This is a genomic window from Haloarcula sp. JP-L23, from assembly GCF_011602445.1.
GTDB lineage: Archaea > Halobacteriota > Halobacteria > Halobacteriales > Haloarculaceae > Haloarcula > Haloarcula pellucida.
Genome location: NZ_CP050014.1, coordinates 2,391,734 through 2,408,700, shown reverse-complemented (window position 1 = coordinate 2,408,700; position 16,967 = coordinate 2,391,734). Strand labels below are relative to the sequence as shown.

21 protein-coding genes are annotated in these 16,967 nt (G+C 60.7%); 8 read left to right on the top strand and 13 right to left on the bottom strand.

Going from position 1 to position 16,967, the window contains the following annotated elements:
* Nucleotides 1–180: 180 nt before the first annotated feature.
* The 8 genes from G9465_RS12425 to G9465_RS12390 all read left to right on the top strand — a co-directional run bounded on the left by G9465_RS12425 (nucleotide 181) and on the right by G9465_RS12390 (nucleotide 8,087).
* The gene (locus G9465_RS12425; protein ID WP_166970427.1) at nucleotides 181–777 is read left to right on the top strand and encodes a hypothetical protein; all 597 of its coding nucleotides are present in this window, start codon (nucleotides 181–183) and stop codon (nucleotides 775–777) included.
* Nucleotides 774–2,405 carry a DNA-binding protein gene (locus G9465_RS12420; protein WP_166970425.1) on the top strand — a complete coding sequence of 544 codons (1,632 nt, stop codon included), beginning with the start codon at nucleotides 774–776 and terminating at the stop codon, nucleotides 2,403–2,405. The genes G9465_RS12425 and G9465_RS12420 overlap by 4 nt, the downstream gene beginning before the upstream one ends.
* Before the next feature lie 459 nt (nucleotides 2,406–2,864).
* A complete protein-coding gene (locus G9465_RS12415; protein ID WP_166970423.1) occupies nucleotides 2,865–3,134 on the top strand; it encodes a hypothetical protein in 270 nt (89 codons plus the stop codon).
* A gap of 122 nt (nucleotides 3,135–3,256) precedes the next feature.
* Nucleotides 3,257–4,129, top strand: coding sequence for a hypothetical protein (locus G9465_RS12410; protein WP_166970422.1), 873 nt, complete (start codon nucleotides 3,257–3,259; stop codon nucleotides 4,127–4,129).
* A 307-nt stretch (nucleotides 4,130–4,436) separates the two neighbouring features.
* Nucleotides 4,437–5,048: a DUF1326 domain-containing protein gene (locus tag G9465_RS12405; protein ID WP_166970421.1), complete on the top strand. Its 612-nt coding sequence runs from the start codon at nucleotides 4,437–4,439 to the stop codon at nucleotides 5,046–5,048.
* Between the two features lie 32 nt (nucleotides 5,049–5,080).
* Entirely contained in the window at nucleotides 5,081–5,869 is a 789-nt protein-coding gene (locus G9465_RS12400; protein ID WP_166970420.1) for a DUF2182 domain-containing protein, read from the top strand.
* 343 nt (nucleotides 5,870–6,212) lie between these two features.
* On the top strand, nucleotides 6,213–7,346 hold the full coding sequence (locus G9465_RS12395; protein WP_166970419.1) for a hypothetical protein: 1,134 nt from the start codon (nucleotides 6,213–6,215) through the stop codon (nucleotides 7,344–7,346).
* A gap of 582 nt (nucleotides 7,347–7,928) precedes the next feature.
* Complete coding sequence (locus G9465_RS12390) at nucleotides 7,929–8,087, top strand: DUF1682 domain-containing protein (RefSeq protein WP_166970418.1); 159 nt, start codon at nucleotides 7,929–7,931, stop codon at nucleotides 8,085–8,087.
* Between the two features lie 227 nt (nucleotides 8,088–8,314).
* Here the strand turns inward: G9465_RS12390 and G9465_RS12385 are convergent, their stop codons facing one another.
* The 13 genes from G9465_RS12385 to G9465_RS12325 all read right to left on the bottom strand — a co-directional run bounded on the left by G9465_RS12385 (nucleotide 8,315) and on the right by G9465_RS12325 (nucleotide 16,927).
* Nucleotides 8,315–8,530 carry a hypothetical protein gene (locus G9465_RS12385; protein WP_166970412.1) on the bottom strand — a complete coding sequence of 72 codons (216 nt, stop codon included), beginning with the start codon at nucleotides 8,528–8,530 and terminating at the stop codon, nucleotides 8,315–8,317.
* Entirely contained in the window at nucleotides 8,527–8,826 is a 300-nt protein-coding gene (locus G9465_RS12380; RefSeq protein WP_166970410.1) for a hypothetical protein, read from the bottom strand. Before G9465_RS12380 ends, G9465_RS12385 begins: the two co-directional genes overlap by 4 nt.
* Nucleotides 8,823–9,164, bottom strand: coding sequence for a hypothetical protein (locus G9465_RS12375; protein ID WP_166970408.1), 342 nt, complete (start codon nucleotides 9,162–9,164; stop codon nucleotides 8,823–8,825). The genes G9465_RS12380 and G9465_RS12375 overlap by 4 nt, the downstream gene beginning before the upstream one ends.
* A complete protein-coding gene (locus tag G9465_RS12370) occupies nucleotides 9,164–10,909 on the bottom strand; it encodes a carboxypeptidase-like regulatory domain-containing protein (RefSeq protein WP_166970406.1) in 1,746 nt (581 codons plus the stop codon). The genes G9465_RS12375 and G9465_RS12370 overlap by 1 nt, the downstream gene beginning before the upstream one ends.
* Before the next feature lies 1 nt (nucleotide 10,910).
* Complete coding sequence (locus G9465_RS12365) at nucleotides 10,911–11,207, bottom strand: hypothetical protein (RefSeq protein WP_166970403.1); 297 nt, start codon at nucleotides 11,205–11,207, stop codon at nucleotides 10,911–10,913.
* Between the two features lie 195 nt (nucleotides 11,208–11,402).
* Nucleotides 11,403–12,800, bottom strand: coding sequence for a hypothetical protein (locus tag G9465_RS12360; protein ID WP_166970401.1), 1,398 nt, complete (start codon nucleotides 12,798–12,800; stop codon nucleotides 11,403–11,405).
* Nucleotides 12,800–13,567, bottom strand: coding sequence for a hypothetical protein (locus tag G9465_RS12355; RefSeq protein WP_166970399.1), 768 nt, complete (start codon nucleotides 13,565–13,567; stop codon nucleotides 12,800–12,802). The genes G9465_RS12360 and G9465_RS12355 overlap by 1 nt, the downstream gene beginning before the upstream one ends.
* Nucleotides 13,560–15,260: a hypothetical protein gene (locus G9465_RS12350; RefSeq protein ID WP_166970397.1), complete on the bottom strand. Its 1,701-nt coding sequence runs from the start codon at nucleotides 15,258–15,260 to the stop codon at nucleotides 13,560–13,562. The genes G9465_RS12355 and G9465_RS12350 overlap by 8 nt, the downstream gene beginning before the upstream one ends.
* Entirely contained in the window at nucleotides 15,257–15,484 is a 228-nt protein-coding gene (locus G9465_RS12345; RefSeq protein ID WP_166970395.1) for a hypothetical protein, read from the bottom strand. Before G9465_RS12345 ends, G9465_RS12350 begins: the two co-directional genes overlap by 4 nt.
* Nucleotides 15,481–15,843 (bottom strand): hypothetical protein, encoded by a 363-nt coding sequence (locus G9465_RS12340; RefSeq protein WP_166970393.1) that lies wholly within the window; start codon nucleotides 15,841–15,843, stop codon nucleotides 15,481–15,483. The genes G9465_RS12345 and G9465_RS12340 overlap by 4 nt, the downstream gene beginning before the upstream one ends.
* A complete protein-coding gene (locus tag G9465_RS12335) occupies nucleotides 15,840–16,082 on the bottom strand; it encodes a hypothetical protein (protein WP_166970391.1) in 243 nt (80 codons plus the stop codon). Before G9465_RS12335 ends, G9465_RS12340 begins: the two co-directional genes overlap by 4 nt.
* Nucleotides 16,072–16,551, bottom strand: coding sequence for a hypothetical protein (locus tag G9465_RS12330; RefSeq protein ID WP_166970389.1), 480 nt, complete (start codon nucleotides 16,549–16,551; stop codon nucleotides 16,072–16,074). Before G9465_RS12330 ends, G9465_RS12335 begins: the two co-directional genes overlap by 11 nt.
* Nucleotides 16,544–16,927 carry a hypothetical protein gene (locus tag G9465_RS12325; RefSeq protein WP_166970387.1) on the bottom strand — a complete coding sequence of 128 codons (384 nt, stop codon included), beginning with the start codon at nucleotides 16,925–16,927 and terminating at the stop codon, nucleotides 16,544–16,546. The genes G9465_RS12330 and G9465_RS12325 overlap by 8 nt, the downstream gene beginning before the upstream one ends.
* Between the last annotated feature and the right edge of the window lie 40 nt (nucleotides 16,928–16,967).

Genomic DNA, 16,967 nt, shown 5'->3' with positions numbered 1-16,967 from the left:
AGAAGACAACAGTAACACCACGCCAGAACCGCTTCTCCCGGCGATCAGCTCCTTCCTTACCACACCGGAAACACTCCATACAGAATCTACGATATGTGAGACATTAACACTCTCGTTGCAAAGCGATTGCAAGTGTGCGGTCGGCACGGTCATTGACCAGACCGGAGGTGACGGTGTCTAATGCCGTCGACGCACCAGGGCAGCGAGACCCGCGAGCGGTTGCGCTGTCCCGACCTCGCCGACCGTCTCGGCGAAGACCCGGCCCGTTGGCTGGATCAGGACCTCATGGCGCGGTCGGCGAAACGCCAGATCGACCACGAGGGGACCGGCCCCCAGCAAGTCCGGCTCGTCGAAGATCGCGACGTCACGACCGCGGCGAAGGTCGTCTTCTCGCTCATCGACGGCATCGACACGATCGAACGCGTCCGTATCTGGAAGGCGGTCGAGCGGCGGCTGGCGAACGACCGCTACGACTCTGCAGTCGACCTTGCCGAGCCCCGCGAAGCGGTGATGCGCCGACTGGACCAGCGCGAGGAGTGGCTTCGCCTCCACGGCGAGCGCCCTAATCGACTCCCGCACGGGCCACGGCGGCCGTGTGACTGTTGCGAGGGCGAGGACGGTGTCACCGCTGGCGACCTTCGGGAACGCGACGAGGCAGCCGCCGAGCGGCTCACCGAGGGCTACTCGCCTGACGGCATCGACACCAGCGAGACGAGTCCGAGTACGGAGGCCGCGACGCTCGGTGAGTACGCGACCGACGGAGGTGCGGCCGAATGACGCAAGTCGCGCCGCACAACCACGAAGCCGAGTGTTGGCTCTACTACGCCCCGACCGACGACGGGGAAAGCGAGCTGGTCGACTACGATGGTCTCGATCCGTACTGGGCGCTGTCGGACCTCCTCATCAACGAGTTCGATGGCTACCACGAGATGGACGCGGAGATCGACGGCGAACCCGTCACCATTCAGTTCAACTACTCGAAATCTGGGTTCACGCCACGACCGGCTGATGATGTCGGTGGCGATCGGCTCTACGAATTCGATATCAACGTCAAGGGCCGTGGTCGCCGGAAGGTCAACTACAACATCTCGCCGCGGTATCCGAACATGCTCGATTCCGACGGCGAGCCGACGACGACGGCGTTCGACCACACTGAACCGGATGAAGGTCTCTCGATCCACTGTCAGCCGTCGAACATGCGACTCGACGAGGTACCGCAGTATCTCGCTCGAGCAGTGTTCGAACTGGCCAACGACGCCGACGTGGGCATGTATCACGGGTACTTCGACGCACCGTTTGCCGGGCGAGTCACTGCACTGGAGCGGTACGTCCGCATCACGCGGTCGATGAACGAGAAGCTCATCGGCACCGGCGGTGTGATGGACCGACTGGCGATGCTGCTGTCGGACATCTCCGGAACGAAGGGGATGCACAAGTGGGACAACGAGGAGGAGCGCGGCCACCACGTCGTGGTTCGGCACGGGTCGACCAGCGCTAAGGAGTTGGCCTCACACCACTGCCTCGGTGGCCAACTCAAAAGCTATCTCCCCGAGCACCCCGATCACTTCGAGCCCGACGATCCGCTGTACCATCCGAAGGTCGGTGCGAAGTTCGTCGGTGGCCGGACCGACAGCGGTTCGGTTGACTGGGCCGACCGGCACGATATCGTCCGCGAACTCGACGAGCGGCTCCTGTCCGTCCTCTCGTGGGCTGACGTTCCCACTGACGCCGGCGGGACGACCTACGTCGCCGACGACCACTTCGACGCGAGCGAAGCCGATGACTCGGTCCCGCTGCACGCTGACCCGCTGCCACAACTCAAAGCCGACCAGGAACACCTACTGGTGACCTGCCTCCGGGATATGACGCCCGCCGACGAAGCGATCACGGAGACGCTCGCGACCGATGGCGGGATGCACGCCGAAAAGCTGGCCGATGCGACTGGCACATCGCTATCAACCGTGTATCGGGCGCTCCAGCGCTGTCCCGACGTGCTGGAGAGTGACAACGGTCACGTCCAGTTCGTGAGCGAGAAGCTCAGGCAGGAGGTTCGTGCGCTCGTCGACTCCGTCGAGTCTGCGATCGAGTCTGCCGGGAAGCGTGCGGCCCAGATCGTCGATATGGACGTCCGACAGTCGGCGTCGTCGGCCTTCGACCGGTGGCTCGCGAAGTATGGTGGCGAGTTTGAAGCGCCCAAGCACGAGGGGCAGCGCCCAGTCGTTCGGATCGACACGGTGCTCTCGGAACTGAAGTCGACGAATCAGCCGCTGGTCGGCGACGTCATCGGGGAGATGATCCGCGCCTGGAAGGCCGACGGTCGTGACCCGGCGACGCTGCTGGACGCCGTCGTCGAGGTCGCCATCGACGGCACGCAGTACAAGCGCCCGGCCAGAACCCTCCGGTAACGCCCGACAGCCGAGAGGCATCACTATCCAGCACTCTGGTTCTTTATAAGTAGTAGCGCGGCCGACCCCCGAAACCCCCGTTTCGGGTCGAGTCGATTCCCGGCTTATTTCGGTCTCATCGGCAGTTGGTCGTCGGTTGCGTGCCCGCCCGGCGGGACGCACCCCTTAGGCCGTGTGGCTAAGGCCACGCCCCTGCGGGGCGCAAAAATACACTCCGCCCCGCTGCCGCAGATTCCAATTGAACCACTCGAAACGAGGGTGTCCTTCGGGATCTACGTAATCACCGAACGGGTATCTTTACGGCGAGATAGACACGTCGAAAAGGTTGCCGTCAAACAATTCACAGGGGGTTGTTTCAGCCCGTATCTCGCTGAATCAACTGCTAAGTGGACTCTGCGTACCCATCATATCCGGTAGATCTATACCAAATCCTAAGTTCGACTGTGAGAAGTGACCAATATGAACCAAAACGAACTAGAGAAACAGCTTAGTGAGGAACTCGGGTGTAGTCAATCAAACGCGCGGATTGTCGCAGAGAAGGCCACCGCGCTGAAAGAACGAGTGGATTCTAATCCCGAAAGTTGGGATGGGCCTGAGATTGATTCAGAGTATATTATTAGTAGACTTGAGATGGCCCCTGAGCAACACTCCATCACTGGGAAGTGGAACTGGTGGACAGGCTCAATGGATTATTTTGGCGGTACACCGCGTGATTACAGGATTAAGTGAGTCTTCTACACAGCCCACACTGGTAGAGCAGTCAGCTATAGATAGTACGACACCAGTCGGGAAGGGAAACATGATGGACGCTTTTCTAGATATTTTTGGATAGAGACCTTGTAGTATAAACCATGACATTCCACCATATCGTTTTGACAGTTCTGTTCGGGCTCATGATTCTCTTTTTGTACATCGCATTCGCCTCCTTCAGAGGGTCTGCTTGGACGGCATTTTTGGATTTAATTGAGATTATAGCGGTGGTTGTGAGTTATCTACTCTCGTTTTTTGCTTCAATAGTGAGAATATTCGGGAAACTCTTTCCGTTTACCTTGTCATATGAGTGGCTCTTCAACAGATATCCCGGCTCCAATTTTGTTGAGGAACGGCGAGAAGAGTTCATTCAACGAGGGATAGCGCACCTTGAACAAGAGGAATACGAAATAGAGCAATCCCCTCATGAGCTCGTCCAAGAAATTCAATCGTCATCTGAGACTGCTGGTCGGCAACTATCAGATGGTGAAGCGTTATTTGGCTTTACACTTGCAGCGGTTGGTTATTTTTCAATCGGTCCAAAGGTGTTAGCTACGTTTCTTTCGTTTGGACTCGCCTTAGCAGTCGCAGCCCGCCTAACCGCGCTCAACACGGTTTTGTTCAAAACTCCCAGTCCCAATGAGAGCCCTAAACGGCTATTGGCCATGGATACATGGAACCGGGCTATGTCAAATGGTGTGAAAATCCTTTCAGCACTAACCATGTTCAGATTTATACGGAGACTAGACCAGAGATTCTATGAGTTGTATTTAGATAGAATATTGGATCGGTCTTTCAAAGACGATATTGGGAAATTAGAAGCAGGTCAGTCAATGTACCGACCATTTCTCGCTATTGTAGTGGCGAAAAATAAGGGCATCTCTTCTTCTGAGGCGAGTCAAGAGTTATTCTCCGAGAACGTTTTCGATACTACCCTTGAGGAAGGAGGGGTCGATGAAAAAAAGGGAATCTGACTGATGTTCCAGTCCTTCAGCCTCATGCACTCGTTCCTCAGTTCTATTGCAAAACATCTAGTCTTTCCGTGAAACCAAGGGCCAGAGGAGATCAAACCGAGCGAGATTGCACTAGAACACACGCTTCTCGGGCACTGAATTTCATGGTACTGCCCCTGGTCAGTACAGGACGCGTATCTCGCACAAACCGGGAAACAAGCGTGTTAATCGGTAACATTATACATATATGCTCGAAACATTATACTCCAACCTGCATTGAGGCCGGGTTGCTTCACACGGTGTAGATGGGTGGGTTGGGGAGAACACCATGACAGAAGACTGGACCATCACGGGCGACTACGTGGAAGCGTGCAACTGTGACGTTGCGTGTCAGTGTCTCTGGATGGAGCCCCCCGACGAGAACCGCTGTATATTCTCGAGTGCCTGGCATATCACGGACGGCCAGTACGGTGATATCGATTTGAGCGGACTCCACGCGGCGCTGATCGCCCGCGGCGAGGAGGGCGTCCTGTTAGATCCGGACACCGCGTGGCACGTGGTGCTCCTCATTGACGAGGAGGCCGACGACGACCAACAGGCCGCCCTCGAAGATATCTACCTCGGTCGGGCCGGCGGCATCTTCGCCGCTGCCGCCGATACGCACGTCGAAAGCGCCGAGGTCGCAACCGCCCCGTTCTCGTTCACCGGGGATGGCGCGGAGTTTTCGGTCGAAATCGGCGACAGCGTCTCCATGGATGTGGTCGGGAAACGCGGCTTCAACGAGGATCTCGGGACGGTCGCGCCGCATCCGTTCAATGAGAGCACGGAGATGAAGACTGGCAAGTCCACCACCGCCACCGTCTCCTACAACGACGAGTTCTCGTGGGACGTCTCGGAGAATAACGCGTTTCTCTGTGATTTCAAGCTAGCAAACGCCTGATAACGGTAGAGCAGATCTCCGTCCGATCGGTCATGTCCACCCGTGACTCGTTCCGAGACCGGTTCGACCTCCGCCGCCTCCCGACTGTCGCGCTTGTCACGTACGTGATTGCGCTGCTCGCCTGGGTGGCGATTATTAGCCGCTGGCTCCCGATAGCAGGAGGGACAAACGTGCGGATGTCCGATCCCGGGGTGCCGGAGGCGATGGCGCTCGCGAACGGGCTGACCGGTATTGGCCTCTATCTGATTATGTGGGGAGTAATGATGACCGCGATGATGTATCCGTCATCGGTGCCGTTCTTCCGGCTGTACTACAAGACACTCGACGGAACGACGAAGACGGGCAAAGCCACGCGGGTCGGAGCGGTTATGGGGACGTACGCACTCGTGTGGACGCTAGTGGGGGTCGTTCCACTCGTCGTCAACGCCGTGGTGCCGATCGCAGTCCTCGCGAACGCCCACGGCGGCCTCTTGGTGGGCGGGACGCTCCTGCTCTTGGCGGGCTACCAGCTTTCCCCGTATAAACACCGGTGTTTGCGGTATTGTCAATCGCCGATGGGCTTCCTCTTTAGCCACCATCGGCCGGGGGTTCGTGGGGCCATCCGGATGAGCTGGGAGTACAGCATTTTTTGCATCGGGTGCTGTTGGGCGCTGTTCGTGTTCATGGTTGTCGTGGGGTCGATGAACATCGTCTGGATGGCGCTCATCGCGGTGGTCCTGTCGCTCGAACGAACCGTCGCGTGGGGCCGGCAGCTCGCCCAGGCGGTCGGCATCCTCGCCGGCACCGCCGGGATTGCCATTATCGTGATAACGATAACCTAGACAGGACGCGTTGGATCAATAAGCAGATGTACCAAACGGTTGTTACAGTCCAGATAGCTTAGTATTAAACTACGGTCTGCACCAGAATGAGGGATTCTCGTGCATCAAAATGTCCTCCTGTACATAAGGGCACATCAGCGAAAAAACACCGCTACCGCATCCGCACAGCACACGAAACACTCGACGGAGTGGTAAATGCACCCCTGCGGGGCGCAAAAATACACCCCGCCCCGCTACCGCAGACTCCACTTGAAGCACTCGAAACGGAGGTGTTGGCAGATCTGTAAAAATTGTTCTCAAGTACCAGCGGTTGGATTAAATATCTGGACAGACTACGAGAGTTATGACCAGTCACACGGACTATCGACTTTCCGAGATTGATGGCGGCCCTTTGGAGAGGCTAGCCATCGACTTGCTCACCAGGACCGATCGATATCATGGCGTCGACCCACAAGGCGGCCGTGGGAAAGATGGAGGGAAGGACGGACTGCTTCTCAACGGAGCGAGCGGCACGAACACCATCGTCCACGTTAGCCGCGACAAGAAATGGCGAAAAAAGTTGAAGAAGGACCTCGGGAAAGCAGCCGACCACGATCGCGACTACGATACCTTTGTCTACGTCACGAACCACATCATCACGGGGAACCAGAAGCCGATTCCAGATGTAGCACAGCGCTTCGTCGATGAGTACGGTTGGGAGATAGATATCTGGGACGGCGAGCGGCTCCGATCGGAATTAGACAACAATCATCAGGACCTCCGGAAGAAGTACTTGCGAATCGCTCGCGACGAGGACCCCTCAGAGAAGGCGGCTCATCTCATCGGCGAACGACTCCGATTGGTTCGCCGACGAGTCGACGAACTCCCTCGGTCGGTTAAGAACGGTCCGGTCGCTGTTCTGCACCTCGTCCCTCACGAGGCAGTTGCCAGCGACACCGAGTTCAGTCACGACGAACTACCGACGCCTACGATTCCTGGGAGATATTGCGCCATCTCCTCCGAGAACACGTTGGACGGGAGAGTGACGTACGCTCCCGGTGGGGACATGCACGAGCCTGACTCAGCCTACATATACGTCGATGCCGAGGGGTGGGTCGAAGCGGTCGACGCGTTCATCGGGAACGAGGAGGAGAAGACCATCGGTGGGGTAAAATTCGAGAAACTTCTTGGCGATGCCTACGAATACGGTCGAGAAGCACTCAAAGAACTGGGGCTGGACGGACCGTATGAGGTCGGTCTGTCAGTCCTCTCCGTGAGAGGATACTCATTCGCCACGAAAAGAGACGGTGGCTTCAACAGGACCGGGCCGAAGGAGTTCCGGCAGGAGGATATCGAGGCAAAGCCGTACACCGTTGAGGACGTTGATGATGCGACTGGGAAAGTGATGAAACGCACGTTCGACCGTGTGTGGCGAGGTGCTCGCTGGTCGGATGGATCGCCGTATTACTCTGAAAACGGCTGGAATTTCGAGCGGTAACCTGGATTCTCTGGATGCCGCCGTAGTCAGAGCGGGTGGTACACGAGAATACATGACAAACAAAAGAACAACTCGAGATACGCTGCATGCGACACTGACCAGCAACCGTTTCTGAAAGAAGCATCAGCAGTCAGTACGCAGGCCTATTGAACACCCAATTCAATTGAAATACCATGAACCCATCTATTTGTGGGTGTTTCTATTCACCTGCTATAACTCGTCCAAAAGCTGCTCGTCTTTCTTGTCGCCGATACCGTTGACCCGCTGAAGGTCGTCGGCATCGAGAGATAGCATGCTCCGATTCTACCAACATTTCATAGAAACCAGTTCTCCATATGTGTCCAGAACTCGTCATTAAAATCTCCAGTTGAAATTGGGTTGACTAGGCGATTGTCGAATCTGCATTCGTCCATCAGGGTGACTAAAGCGCTGGTATTCCGGACTTTTCACTTTCACCGTGGTGGGCGAGGGTATTTATACTCACCACCGTTACTGTGTATAAGTCCTACAATGACACCGGACAAGAACGAACTGTTCCAAACCGGTGTTGCCGGTATTGCCGGGGGCAGGAGGTGAGAAGAGATGACGAACTACAAGGCCAAAGCACGACGGCTCCAACGTCGTGCAGAACGAGAAGCCAAACGAGAGGCACGGAAAGCGGAGCGCAAGGCTGAACGCGAGATGAAGCGTGAACAGCGCCGGCTTGAGCGAAAGCTTAAGCGGGAACTCCGCCGTCTCTGAGGGGCTTCTTGCCCTGAGTATTGTTCTTCAAACACTCTGCCCTAATGTGATGGGTGGAGTCAGTCAATATATCCTTTTCCACAACATCCGACGAGTGTTGCTTCAGAAAGACTAACCCAATCCGCTTTAGCTCTGAGGTCAGACTTTTCTACTCTTGTCTGAGATTTAGCGCCAGTCGAGATCGGCCGCGCATCGCACACACGCGACGAGCGGGATTTCGTAGGCGCTCACGCTGCCTCACCTCGTGCCCGCCACGCACCCATGAGCAACCCGGCGACGGCAGCAGCGAGGAGTCCCAGCGGGTAGTCTCGAATCATCCACCACTCGATGCACCGGCCGAAGCGGTCGGCGAAACAGCCGTAGACGGCGTACCGAGCCGTCAGCACGACGGCGAACACGCCGATCACGACTAGGACTGAGAGCGCGATGCGGCGAGCGTTCACTCGGCGGCCCTCCGTTCGGCCGGCGTCAGCCAGAGGCGTTCGGCGACTGGGAAACCGCCGTAGTGCATGCCGACGAACCCGACGGCGAGGCAGTAGGCGAGCCAGACGACGCGGGCAGCGGACACGCCGGTAGTTGGGACCGCCATCCCGAGTTCGGCCAGCACGACGACGGTGATCGCAACGGATGCGAGCGTCGCAATTGACCCGGTAACAGCCCCTGTGAGTAGCACGAGACCGAAACGCCACATCGGCGGATTTCGTTCGAGATCGCGGAGGAGATCCGCATCGTTGGTCATGGCACGTCGACCTCCCGAACACGCTGGGCGTAGGCGACGACCAGCACGACGAGGCCGGCGACGATCGTCTCGGCGGGCACCTCTGCCGGCAATAGCGGGACGTTCCCCGCTGCGACGGGTGCGATTATCAGCCCCACACCGAGGACCCACAGCAGTTTCCCCGGCGTCGGCGCGGCGACCGAATCCAGCACGATCATGCCGAGTCCGCCCACTGCGAGGGCGACGCCGATCACGACCGGCGCCAGCCCGTCCACGAGGAGATTTCCGACGAGTGCGACGGGTAGCGCCGCAACCAACATCGCGGTCGCGAGCTTCGCGAACACGGTGCCGTTCGCCATCAGCGGCCCCTCCCGACGAGGTTACTCACCGTCTGGCCGATGTTGCCCGACCCGAAGCGCCGGTACGCCAGCACAGCACCGCAGGCCAGCAGGCCCACGCCTGCGATGGTCGACGCCGTCCCGCCACCGCCGCCCGTGACGGTCGGGCCGCCGATGCCGCCGAACGAGTCGGAAAACGTCAGTTCCGACGTCCCGTTGAACGCCGTCCCGTTCGCGAACGTCCCGGAGTAGTCCAGCGTCGGATTTTCGAGGTCCGACGCGTTGTTCGTAACGTTATCCGAGAGTTGACCCTGCCAGTACCGCGTCGGTTCGTCGAACTCTCGCGTGCCGTTGTAGACCGCTGTTCCGTTCTCGTCACGAACGACGTACTCGACGCGTTCGACCGGTTCCGGTGACGAGACGGTCACGGCTGTCCCGTCGCCGCTTATCGACGATTCGAGTTCCTGAAACCGAACGTCCAGCCGCTCGTCCAGCGTCGGCGTCGTCTCGCCGTCGGTCGGCGTTCCGAGCGAACTTGTCTCGTCCCAGAGTTCCGAGTCCATCACAAGTGGAGCCTCCCGAATGTCCGAGACGGCGATGAACCCGTAGAAGTCCCACAATGCCGGATAGTCGCTCACGACGGTCAGATTGTAGGATTTGGAGTCAGCCATCCAGACGTAGGCTATCTCGTTGTGGTTGAACGACGTCGTCGTGAGTCTCCCGTCCGGCCGCTCGACGATGAGCCGCGGGTCCTCACCGCTGAACAGCGTCGCGTTCGTCCGGTCGTCAAGTGTAAACTGCATTTTGAACCCGAACCGGAAGTCTACCGTTTTGTCGCTCGTGAGGTTATCGAACGTCTGACTCTTTGAGTCGTACTCGCTCGACGTCGCCTTGACCGTGTAGTTCCCGTTCGGCACGATCACCGAGTACGTACCGCCAGACTCGACGCCCGTTTTCGCCACACTGCCGTTCGAGTCCATCACTTCGATGTTCGCCGCGCTGGTCGTCGACCCCGACGGGTCCGTGACGGTCCCCGAGACGGTGTTACACGAGATACCGACGTCGTCGACGAACGCCTCGCCGTTGATTGTGAACTTCGACTTGTCGTACCCGTTCGTCATATCGCCGTACATATCCAGCCCGGAACTGCTGCCGGACGTCGACGGCGTTTCCCACGAGAGCGTGAACGTGTTGTTGGCTGGGTCCATATCCGACGCAGTCACCGTCACCCACTCGCCAGCGCCGACTTCGCCAGTGACTTTGTTGCTGGTGAAACTACTGTCCGTGTAGTACAGCCCATCTTCTTGGAGTTCGACCGTGATGACGCGGTTCGACCCTTCGTCGAGAATGAACTTCGCTAACGACTCCTCACTATCTCCCGACAGATTCTCGACGCGATACGTCGCGGTGATTTCGTCAGATGTGTTCGACGAAAACGGCTGCTCAGATGGGACAATATGGATGTTGTTGCTCCCGCTGGACTCGACGCCGTGAAACGCTTGCGTCCCGCCGTTCCCGCTGGTTTCCGTCACTTCCAGCGTCGAGGCCGAGTACGTTGACCAGTTCCCCCAATTATCCGGGAGGCCGCTATCAGCAGCCTCGTAGTCGAACGTCTCGCAGAACTCCGGCCCAGACGCCGCTCTCGCCTCTCCGACGGGCGAGGTGTCGCCGACCGGCACTGTGACAGCACTCACCACTACGAGCGCCATCATCGCCACGCGGAGCAATCCGCGACTATGCCTCCGTATCCGATCCTTGTCTATCATTTCAGTGTAGCACCTCCGCAACTCGTTTGACGAACTGTCCAACCGCCGACCACGCACTTGCGAGGTCGACGGCGCCGCCCCACGTCCCGACGACCGCCAGCACCAGCACGACGAACCCGATGAGCGACGCCACTCGCGAGTACCGAGCGAGCACGACGAACGCGTCGGCGGCCTCCCGCAGGTACCACAGGCCGACGACGACCGCCGCCAGTCCGCCGATGGCGACGCCCTCGACGCCGACGTGACTCGCCAGCAGTTCGAGGAGGGCGCGAACGAGTTCGTAGACGACGGCGGCCATCACGCGAGCGCACCTCCGCAGTACTGTGTGCGCGTACCCCCGGGGGGCCGCTCGTGTCCTATCGGAGTAACGCGCGCGTGCGAAGCCGAAATCTCGGCCGGAGCGAGAGCCACTCTCGACCCCGATTTCGTTTTTCGACCCTTGCCCCCCGTTCGCTCAGATTTTTTAAAAATTTCTGAGCGGACAGCGATTTGCTCAAACACTGCCGACCGCCTCCTGCCAGTTCAAGAAGTCGATGCTGACCTCCGCGTCCAGCCGGGCATCGCCCTTCATGTTCGGCCACTTGAGCTTCGCGAAGTTCGGCGCCTTCCACGGCATCCCTTCGCCAGTGTCCATGTCCGAGGTCAGGTCCTCGTTCAGCGGACAGGAGCGGTCGCCGGGTAGCGTCCGGCCCAGTGGCGGCGAGTTGCCGTTCATCGTCAGCCGCCAGCGGATTTTCTGGCGAGCGAACCGATGGACTTCACTCAGTGCGTGCGCCTGGTAGGAGAACGAGAGACCCTTTTTCCGGGCGTCGGCGTACTTGTTCCTGAACCATTTGATCTTGTCATAGTGTTCGTGTGCGTCCTTCTCGGCGTCGGCGTCGAGGATGTTCCCCGCTTCGTCGAGGTTGACGAACGTCGGATGCACGAACACGTCGCCCGTGATCCGGTGGGCGACGAACGCGAACCACCAGTGATCCGCGTCGGTCGGTTTCGTCGGCCCGTCCTCGTCGACGGGCGTCGTCATCCGGTAGTCGAAGAAGTTGAACTTCGAGACGTCGCGACAGCCCCGGTGCAGCGGGTCGGGGAAGACGACGTAGAACTGGCCGGGCAGCAGCTGGCTCATCAAGTCCTGCACCGACTCGTAGCGGATGACGTCTCGTGCGATGTCCTCCGGCGTGACCTCGAACTCGTCGACGCCGTGGGCCTCGGGTACGATCCGGACGCGCGTGTTCATCCCCTCGGGAATGGCGAGCGTCGCGTACGGCGCGAGTGCCAGCCATTCGGTCCGTTCGTTCGTCCCCGACTCGTCGACGGACTCGGCCCAGATGCAGGTCTCGTTGTTGACCTGCATCCGCCACATCACCATCGAGAGCGCCAGCGTCGTCTTGCCGCCGCCGGGCTCGCCGTGGATGAACATGTCTGTCCCCTTCACCGCGCCGATCCGATTAACGCGACTCGGCTTGTCGGCGATCCACTCGAAGACTTTCGCCCGATACGGCGGGTAGCGCTCCAGTGCCTCGTGAGAGAGTCGGGAGTTGTCCGGGTGGTAGTCGACCTTCCCGGCCAGCGCCCGCAGGAGTTCGAGATCGCGTTCGTCCGTGTAGACGAGGGCGTCGACGAACGCCTCGGGATGCTGGGCGATGGACATGGGGACGCCCTCGGCGTCGTGGAGATAGCGGTGGAGCGGCTTTTTCCCGAACCGCTTGTGGATGTCCTCGCCGTCGTTGTGGTTCTGCGCCGACGGGTCGCCGAGCGCCTGACACGACGTCGTGTGTGGCTCTGTGAGTGTGCGTAACTGCTCCCGGATCTGGGCCTGTGAGTCCGCTTTCTCTGGGAGTATCTGTTCGCCGATCGCCTGTGACTCTGCGTTCTCGGGTGGTATCTGACTCATCACCAATCAGGTTGCTCCCTGTCGTTTCCAGCGCCTTTCTCGGGCAGCTCGCCAGCCCGGCCGATGCGCACGCGGACGCCGGCTCTGAACTTCGGGAGGAGGTGCGTGGCCGCGAAGAGCCGCCGCGACCGCTCGTGCTCCGGCCTGTCGCCGGTCAGCACGTCGACGGTCGCGCCCTCCTGGTAGACGCGCCTACCCCACTCTGCGCCGAGTTCGCCGTGCGTGGCGTCCAGCACGTCGCTACTCCAGTCGATAACTGCCGCACTGTCGTCGAGGCCATCGAGTAACTCGGCCAGCACCGACTGTTGCAGCTGGTCGAGTTCCGTCAGCCCGGGCCGCATCCCGATGTGCTTCTGCTGGCGTGGGTCGTGCGTGTCACCCTCGTCAGCAGATTCGACGTATTCGGTCACGTCGTTCCGGAGTTTCCGGAACGCGTTGCGGTGGGCCGGCTGGACGTGGGTGACGAGGATGCGCTCGCGAACGTCCTTCGCAACCGCTTCGTCGAGGTCGCGCATCGGTCCACGGCGTTCCGACGGTCGGAGCATCGCGGCCAGCAGGAGACCCTGTCGGCCGCGAAACTGACGAGCCATGTCAGCGTACATCCGCTGGTCGAGACGACCGAGCGTCCGGACCGTCATCTCCTGTAGCCACTCCAGCACGCGGTCTTCCGAGCGGAGGCCGGTCCGGAGTTCGTCGGCGCGGTCGCGTACGTTCGTCTTGAGCGTGACCAATGCGGGCGTGTACGACGAGTCCTGCGTGTCACTCATCGTCGTCACCCCCATCGGAAGCCAGCGAGCCGTTCGCCGCGTCGCGGCGGTGATCGGTCACGCTCTCGTCGGTGTCGTCGTTCCGGATCGCCGCCGGCACCTCGCCGTCGGGATCGTAAGACTCCTCGATGAGCGTGCGGTCGTGGTCGGCGACCTTCTCGTCGATTGCGCGTTGCTTGCGGACGCGTTCGCGGTCGAGTTGGTCTTTGACCTCTTCGAGGTGCTTCGCGTCGTCGACGTCTTCCGCGAACTGGACCATCGTCCCGAACGCCGAGCGGAGATGCATCGGTGCCGGACGGACCGCTGCCTTCCCGTCGACGGGCGTCGCCAGCCACACGAGGAGACCCGTGATCGTCACCGTAACGACCGGCCAGAACGACGCCAGCCCGTAGTGTACTGACCCGACAGCCAGGGCGACAGCACCCACGATAGCCAGCCACTCACCGCCGTGGTCGCGGTCCAGCGGCGGCCAGTCGAGTGTCCAGTGTTCTGGCTCGTAGAACAGCAGTTTCTCGCTCTCTGGGTCGACGACGAACATCTCGTCCCACTTCGAATCATCTTTCAGCGGCACGCGTGTCCGGAGTTGTTCGACGTTCGCGAGTCGAGCGCTCTTGCCGAAGACGCGGGCGAGGAAGGGGAACAGACCCGATTTCACGACTGCGACGCCGTGCTCGGTTCGGACGATCTTCTCCACATCCATCTCGCCATCGATGATGTCGTAGGAGTTCTGCCCCTCACGGGTCGGGCTCTCGGCGTGTTCGAGTGTGGGGCGGAAGAACACTGCCTTGCTGACGTTGCTCGTGTACGTTTCGAGGAGGATGATCGCAAACAGCCCCACGACGTACAGTGAGACGACATACTGGGCGTTCACGACGAGCGACGCCACGCCCTCGTAGAAGAGCAGGCCACCGAGGCCAGTCCCCAGCGAGAGGGCGATGATCCACGGCAGATAGCCGTAGCCTGGCCCACTGCCCGCTATGTCCAGCCCCTTCTTACAGAGCCAGCCGACGGCGAACCCGCCGATGACGATTATCAGCAGGAAATCGACGATGACGCTCGCGATGTAGTCACCGGCGCTGTTGATGTCCACTGACTGCGTGGTGGCGATGCTCTTGTGTCCGAAGTTGGCCCATCGCGCGTATTCCTTGCCCTCGATCCACATCGTCACGCGGACTGCCTCGTCGTGCTGGCGGAGCGGGATCTTGACGGTGGGCCTGCCTCTCTCGAACGTGACGTCGTGCGTGACGTGGGTGACGTTCTTCGCGATCGGGACCGTCGTGGTCGTATTGCCGCGCTGGACCGTCTTCTGGCCTTTCTCCCAGTACGCGACGTGGACTGTCTCCTGCTGGTCGCCGTAGGTCCAGGTGCGGAGATAGACGGCGTTCCGGCCGACCGTGTGACCCGGCGGCAGGTACTCGCCGCCGTCGGTCGAACCGGGGTCGGCGAACGGATTGTTAGCTGGCCAGTAGACGACCCAGAAGAACTGGTCCTGTCCCATCCGAACGCTCGGTGGGGAGTTGGCCTGTCGCGGGCCAGTCTTCGTGAGGTCGTCGAGTGTGAGGTCGGAGTCGTCGGTGGCGCTGGCGTTCCCGGCCGTCTCGTTCCCGACCTGTTGGGCGTCGACGGCACCGACGATCGGCGAGAGGACCAGCAGGCCGACCAGCGCCAGCAGCGCGATGGACGCTCGCTTCATCGCTTGCTGAGGTCCTCCACCATGCGGGCACGTCTGTCGACCCGTTTCAACGCCACCAGCAGGCCCAGCACTGCGAGGACAGCGAAGCCGGCCAGCGCATACTGGCCCGCCGACGCGGTCGCCGCGCCGATGTATGCCGCCGCTCCGAGACTGGTGAGTGTCGCGACCGCTTCCGGTGCGACCTGTGGGTGGGTGAGTGTCGCCAGCGAGTACGGCGCGGTCATGTCGCTGCCTCCTGTGTGTCGGCTGTGGAGTCGACGGTCGCCAGCCCGTACCGGGGCACGTCTCGCCACCAGTCCGAGAACGGCTGTGTCAGCATCATCGCAACGACATTCACCATCCCGATCCACGCGAGTCCGAGCGCCGCAACACCTGGCGTCGTGATTGGGGCGCTCATTTCCGACCCGATGACAGCTACCGGCAGCAGTGCGATGAGCGCCGTCGGGATGAACAGCGCTCGCCAGTGCCATTTCGGACGCGGGTCGCCCCGCTTGACGTCGCTGAACTCCGGAATCGGTGGTGTCCCGCCGTACTGCTGATAAGCACGGATGTAGGCCACCAACGAGCCGTATTTCCCCGTCATGCAACCACCACCCCGACGTCGAGAGCGGTCGACACGGACTGTGCCGTCACTTCGGCTCCGTGCTCGATGATGATCGCCGGGCCGCCACCGATATCCTGTGCGAGGCCGTTCACGAACTCGCCGAACGCCCGGCCAGCGTCGCCGCCCCAGTTGAAGATCCCGTCCAGCAGGTTCTGGACGCCGCTCGGGACGGCGTCGGGGAGTGTCGGCGCCCCGCCAGGGCCGCCCTTAGGTTGCATCGTCTACCTCCGCCGCACGCACGGCTTCGGTCTCGACGTGGCTGACGAGGACGCGGCTCTCGGCGTCGGCGGCGGCACACTTGCCCGAACAGTAGACCCATCTGCCCGTATTCCGCTCCGTGACGACCGACAGCGGACCGAGACGGGCGCGGCGTGGCGTCCCCGACGCGCGGACCTCGACGAACTCACTGAGCCCGTCACGGCTCGACTGCGACCGGATGTGCTCGCCGCACGCGTCGCACGTCTCGTCGCACTCCGGTCGGCCGTTTTCGTAGGCCATGAAGGCGCCGAAAACCGCGAGGAATCCGCCGACTGCGAGACCGGCTACCGGGTTGTCGCCGAACATGTCCCACTCGACAGCCGTCTGACCGATTACGACGAGGCCGACGGTGATGAGTCCGAGTCCGAACCAGCCCTCCAGCGACAGGTCCGACAGCCGGACGCTGTCGACGTCGACGAGGTCAGACATACTCGTCCACCTCCACGACGATGAACACGAGGCCGATGATCGCCAGCGCGATACCGACGTACTGCGACACGGTGAGCGTGAACACGCCGGAGATGGCACCAGCGCCGAGGCCACCGACGGCGAAGTTCGAGACGAAGTACGGGTGACTGACGATGAACTCGATAGCCATGCCGACGAGGTCGCCGAACTGGACGAGGCCCATCATCACGGCGCCGCCGACAGCCATCGCGATGGCCGTCACCCACTGCGTGGTTCGGTCCCACGAGACGCTGAGGTCCTCACTCCGGGCGTACGCGACTGCGAACCGGAGGAGGAACACTGTGCCGAGGATGGCGACGAACGCGCCGATGCCGGCCACCGGATCCATCGTTGGCACTATCGGTCACCTCCCGGTCTGCTGTTGGTTCGCCTGCTCG

Excerpts from the sequence above, each read along its gene's own strand:
- G9465_RS12405 (WP_166970421.1), top strand. The coding sequence starts at position 4,437 with ATGACAGAAGACTGGACCATCACGGGCGACTACGTGGAAGCGTGCAAC.
- G9465_RS12335 (WP_166970391.1), bottom strand. The coding sequence starts at position 16,082 with ATGCAACCTAAGGGCGGCCCTGGCGGGGCGCCGACACTCCCCGACGCC.
- G9465_RS12355 (WP_166970399.1), bottom strand. The coding sequence starts at position 13,567 with ATGAGTGACACGCAGGACTCGTCGTACACGCCCGCATTGGTCACGCTC.
- G9465_RS12375 (WP_166970408.1), bottom strand. The coding sequence starts at position 9,164 with ATGGCGAACGGCACCGTGTTCGCGAAGCTCGCGACCGCGATGTTGGTT.
- G9465_RS12340 (WP_166970393.1), bottom strand. The coding sequence starts at position 15,843 with ATGACGGGGAAATACGGCTCGTTGGTGGCCTACATCCGTGCTTATCAG.
- G9465_RS12420 (WP_166970425.1), top strand. The coding sequence starts at position 774 with ATGACGCAAGTCGCGCCGCACAACCACGAAGCCGAGTGTTGGCTCTAC.
- G9465_RS12390 (WP_166970418.1), top strand. The coding sequence starts at position 7,929 with ATGACGAACTACAAGGCCAAAGCACGACGGCTCCAACGTCGTGCAGAA.
- G9465_RS12360 (WP_166970401.1), bottom strand. The coding sequence starts at position 12,800 with ATGAGTCAGATACCACCCGAGAACGCAGAGTCACAGGCGATCGGCGAA.
- G9465_RS12395 (WP_166970419.1), top strand. The coding sequence starts at position 6,213 with ATGACCAGTCACACGGACTATCGACTTTCCGAGATTGATGGCGGCCCT.
- G9465_RS12400 (WP_166970420.1), top strand. The coding sequence starts at position 5,081 with ATGTCCACCCGTGACTCGTTCCGAGACCGGTTCGACCTCCGCCGCCTC.
- G9465_RS12415 (WP_166970423.1), top strand. The coding sequence starts at position 2,865 with ATGAACCAAAACGAACTAGAGAAACAGCTTAGTGAGGAACTCGGGTGT.
- G9465_RS12365 (WP_166970403.1), bottom strand. The coding sequence starts at position 11,207 with ATGGCCGCCGTCGTCTACGAACTCGTTCGCGCCCTCCTCGAACTGCTG.
- G9465_RS12345 (WP_166970395.1), bottom strand. The coding sequence starts at position 15,484 with ATGACCGCGCCGTACTCGCTGGCGACACTCACCCACCCACAGGTCGCA.
- G9465_RS12410 (WP_166970422.1), top strand. The coding sequence starts at position 3,257 with ATGACATTCCACCATATCGTTTTGACAGTTCTGTTCGGGCTCATGATT.
- G9465_RS12370 (WP_166970406.1), bottom strand. The coding sequence starts at position 10,909 with ATGATAGACAAGGATCGGATACGGAGGCATAGTCGCGGATTGCTCCGC.
- G9465_RS12425 (WP_166970427.1), top strand. The coding sequence starts at position 181 with ATGCCGTCGACGCACCAGGGCAGCGAGACCCGCGAGCGGTTGCGCTGT.
- G9465_RS12330 (WP_166970389.1), bottom strand. The coding sequence starts at position 16,551 with ATGTCTGACCTCGTCGACGTCGACAGCGTCCGGCTGTCGGACCTGTCG.
- G9465_RS12350 (WP_166970397.1), bottom strand. The coding sequence starts at position 15,260 with ATGAAGCGAGCGTCCATCGCGCTGCTGGCGCTGGTCGGCCTGCTGGTC.
- G9465_RS12380 (WP_166970410.1), bottom strand. The coding sequence starts at position 8,826 with ATGACCAACGATGCGGATCTCCTCCGCGATCTCGAACGAAATCCGCCG.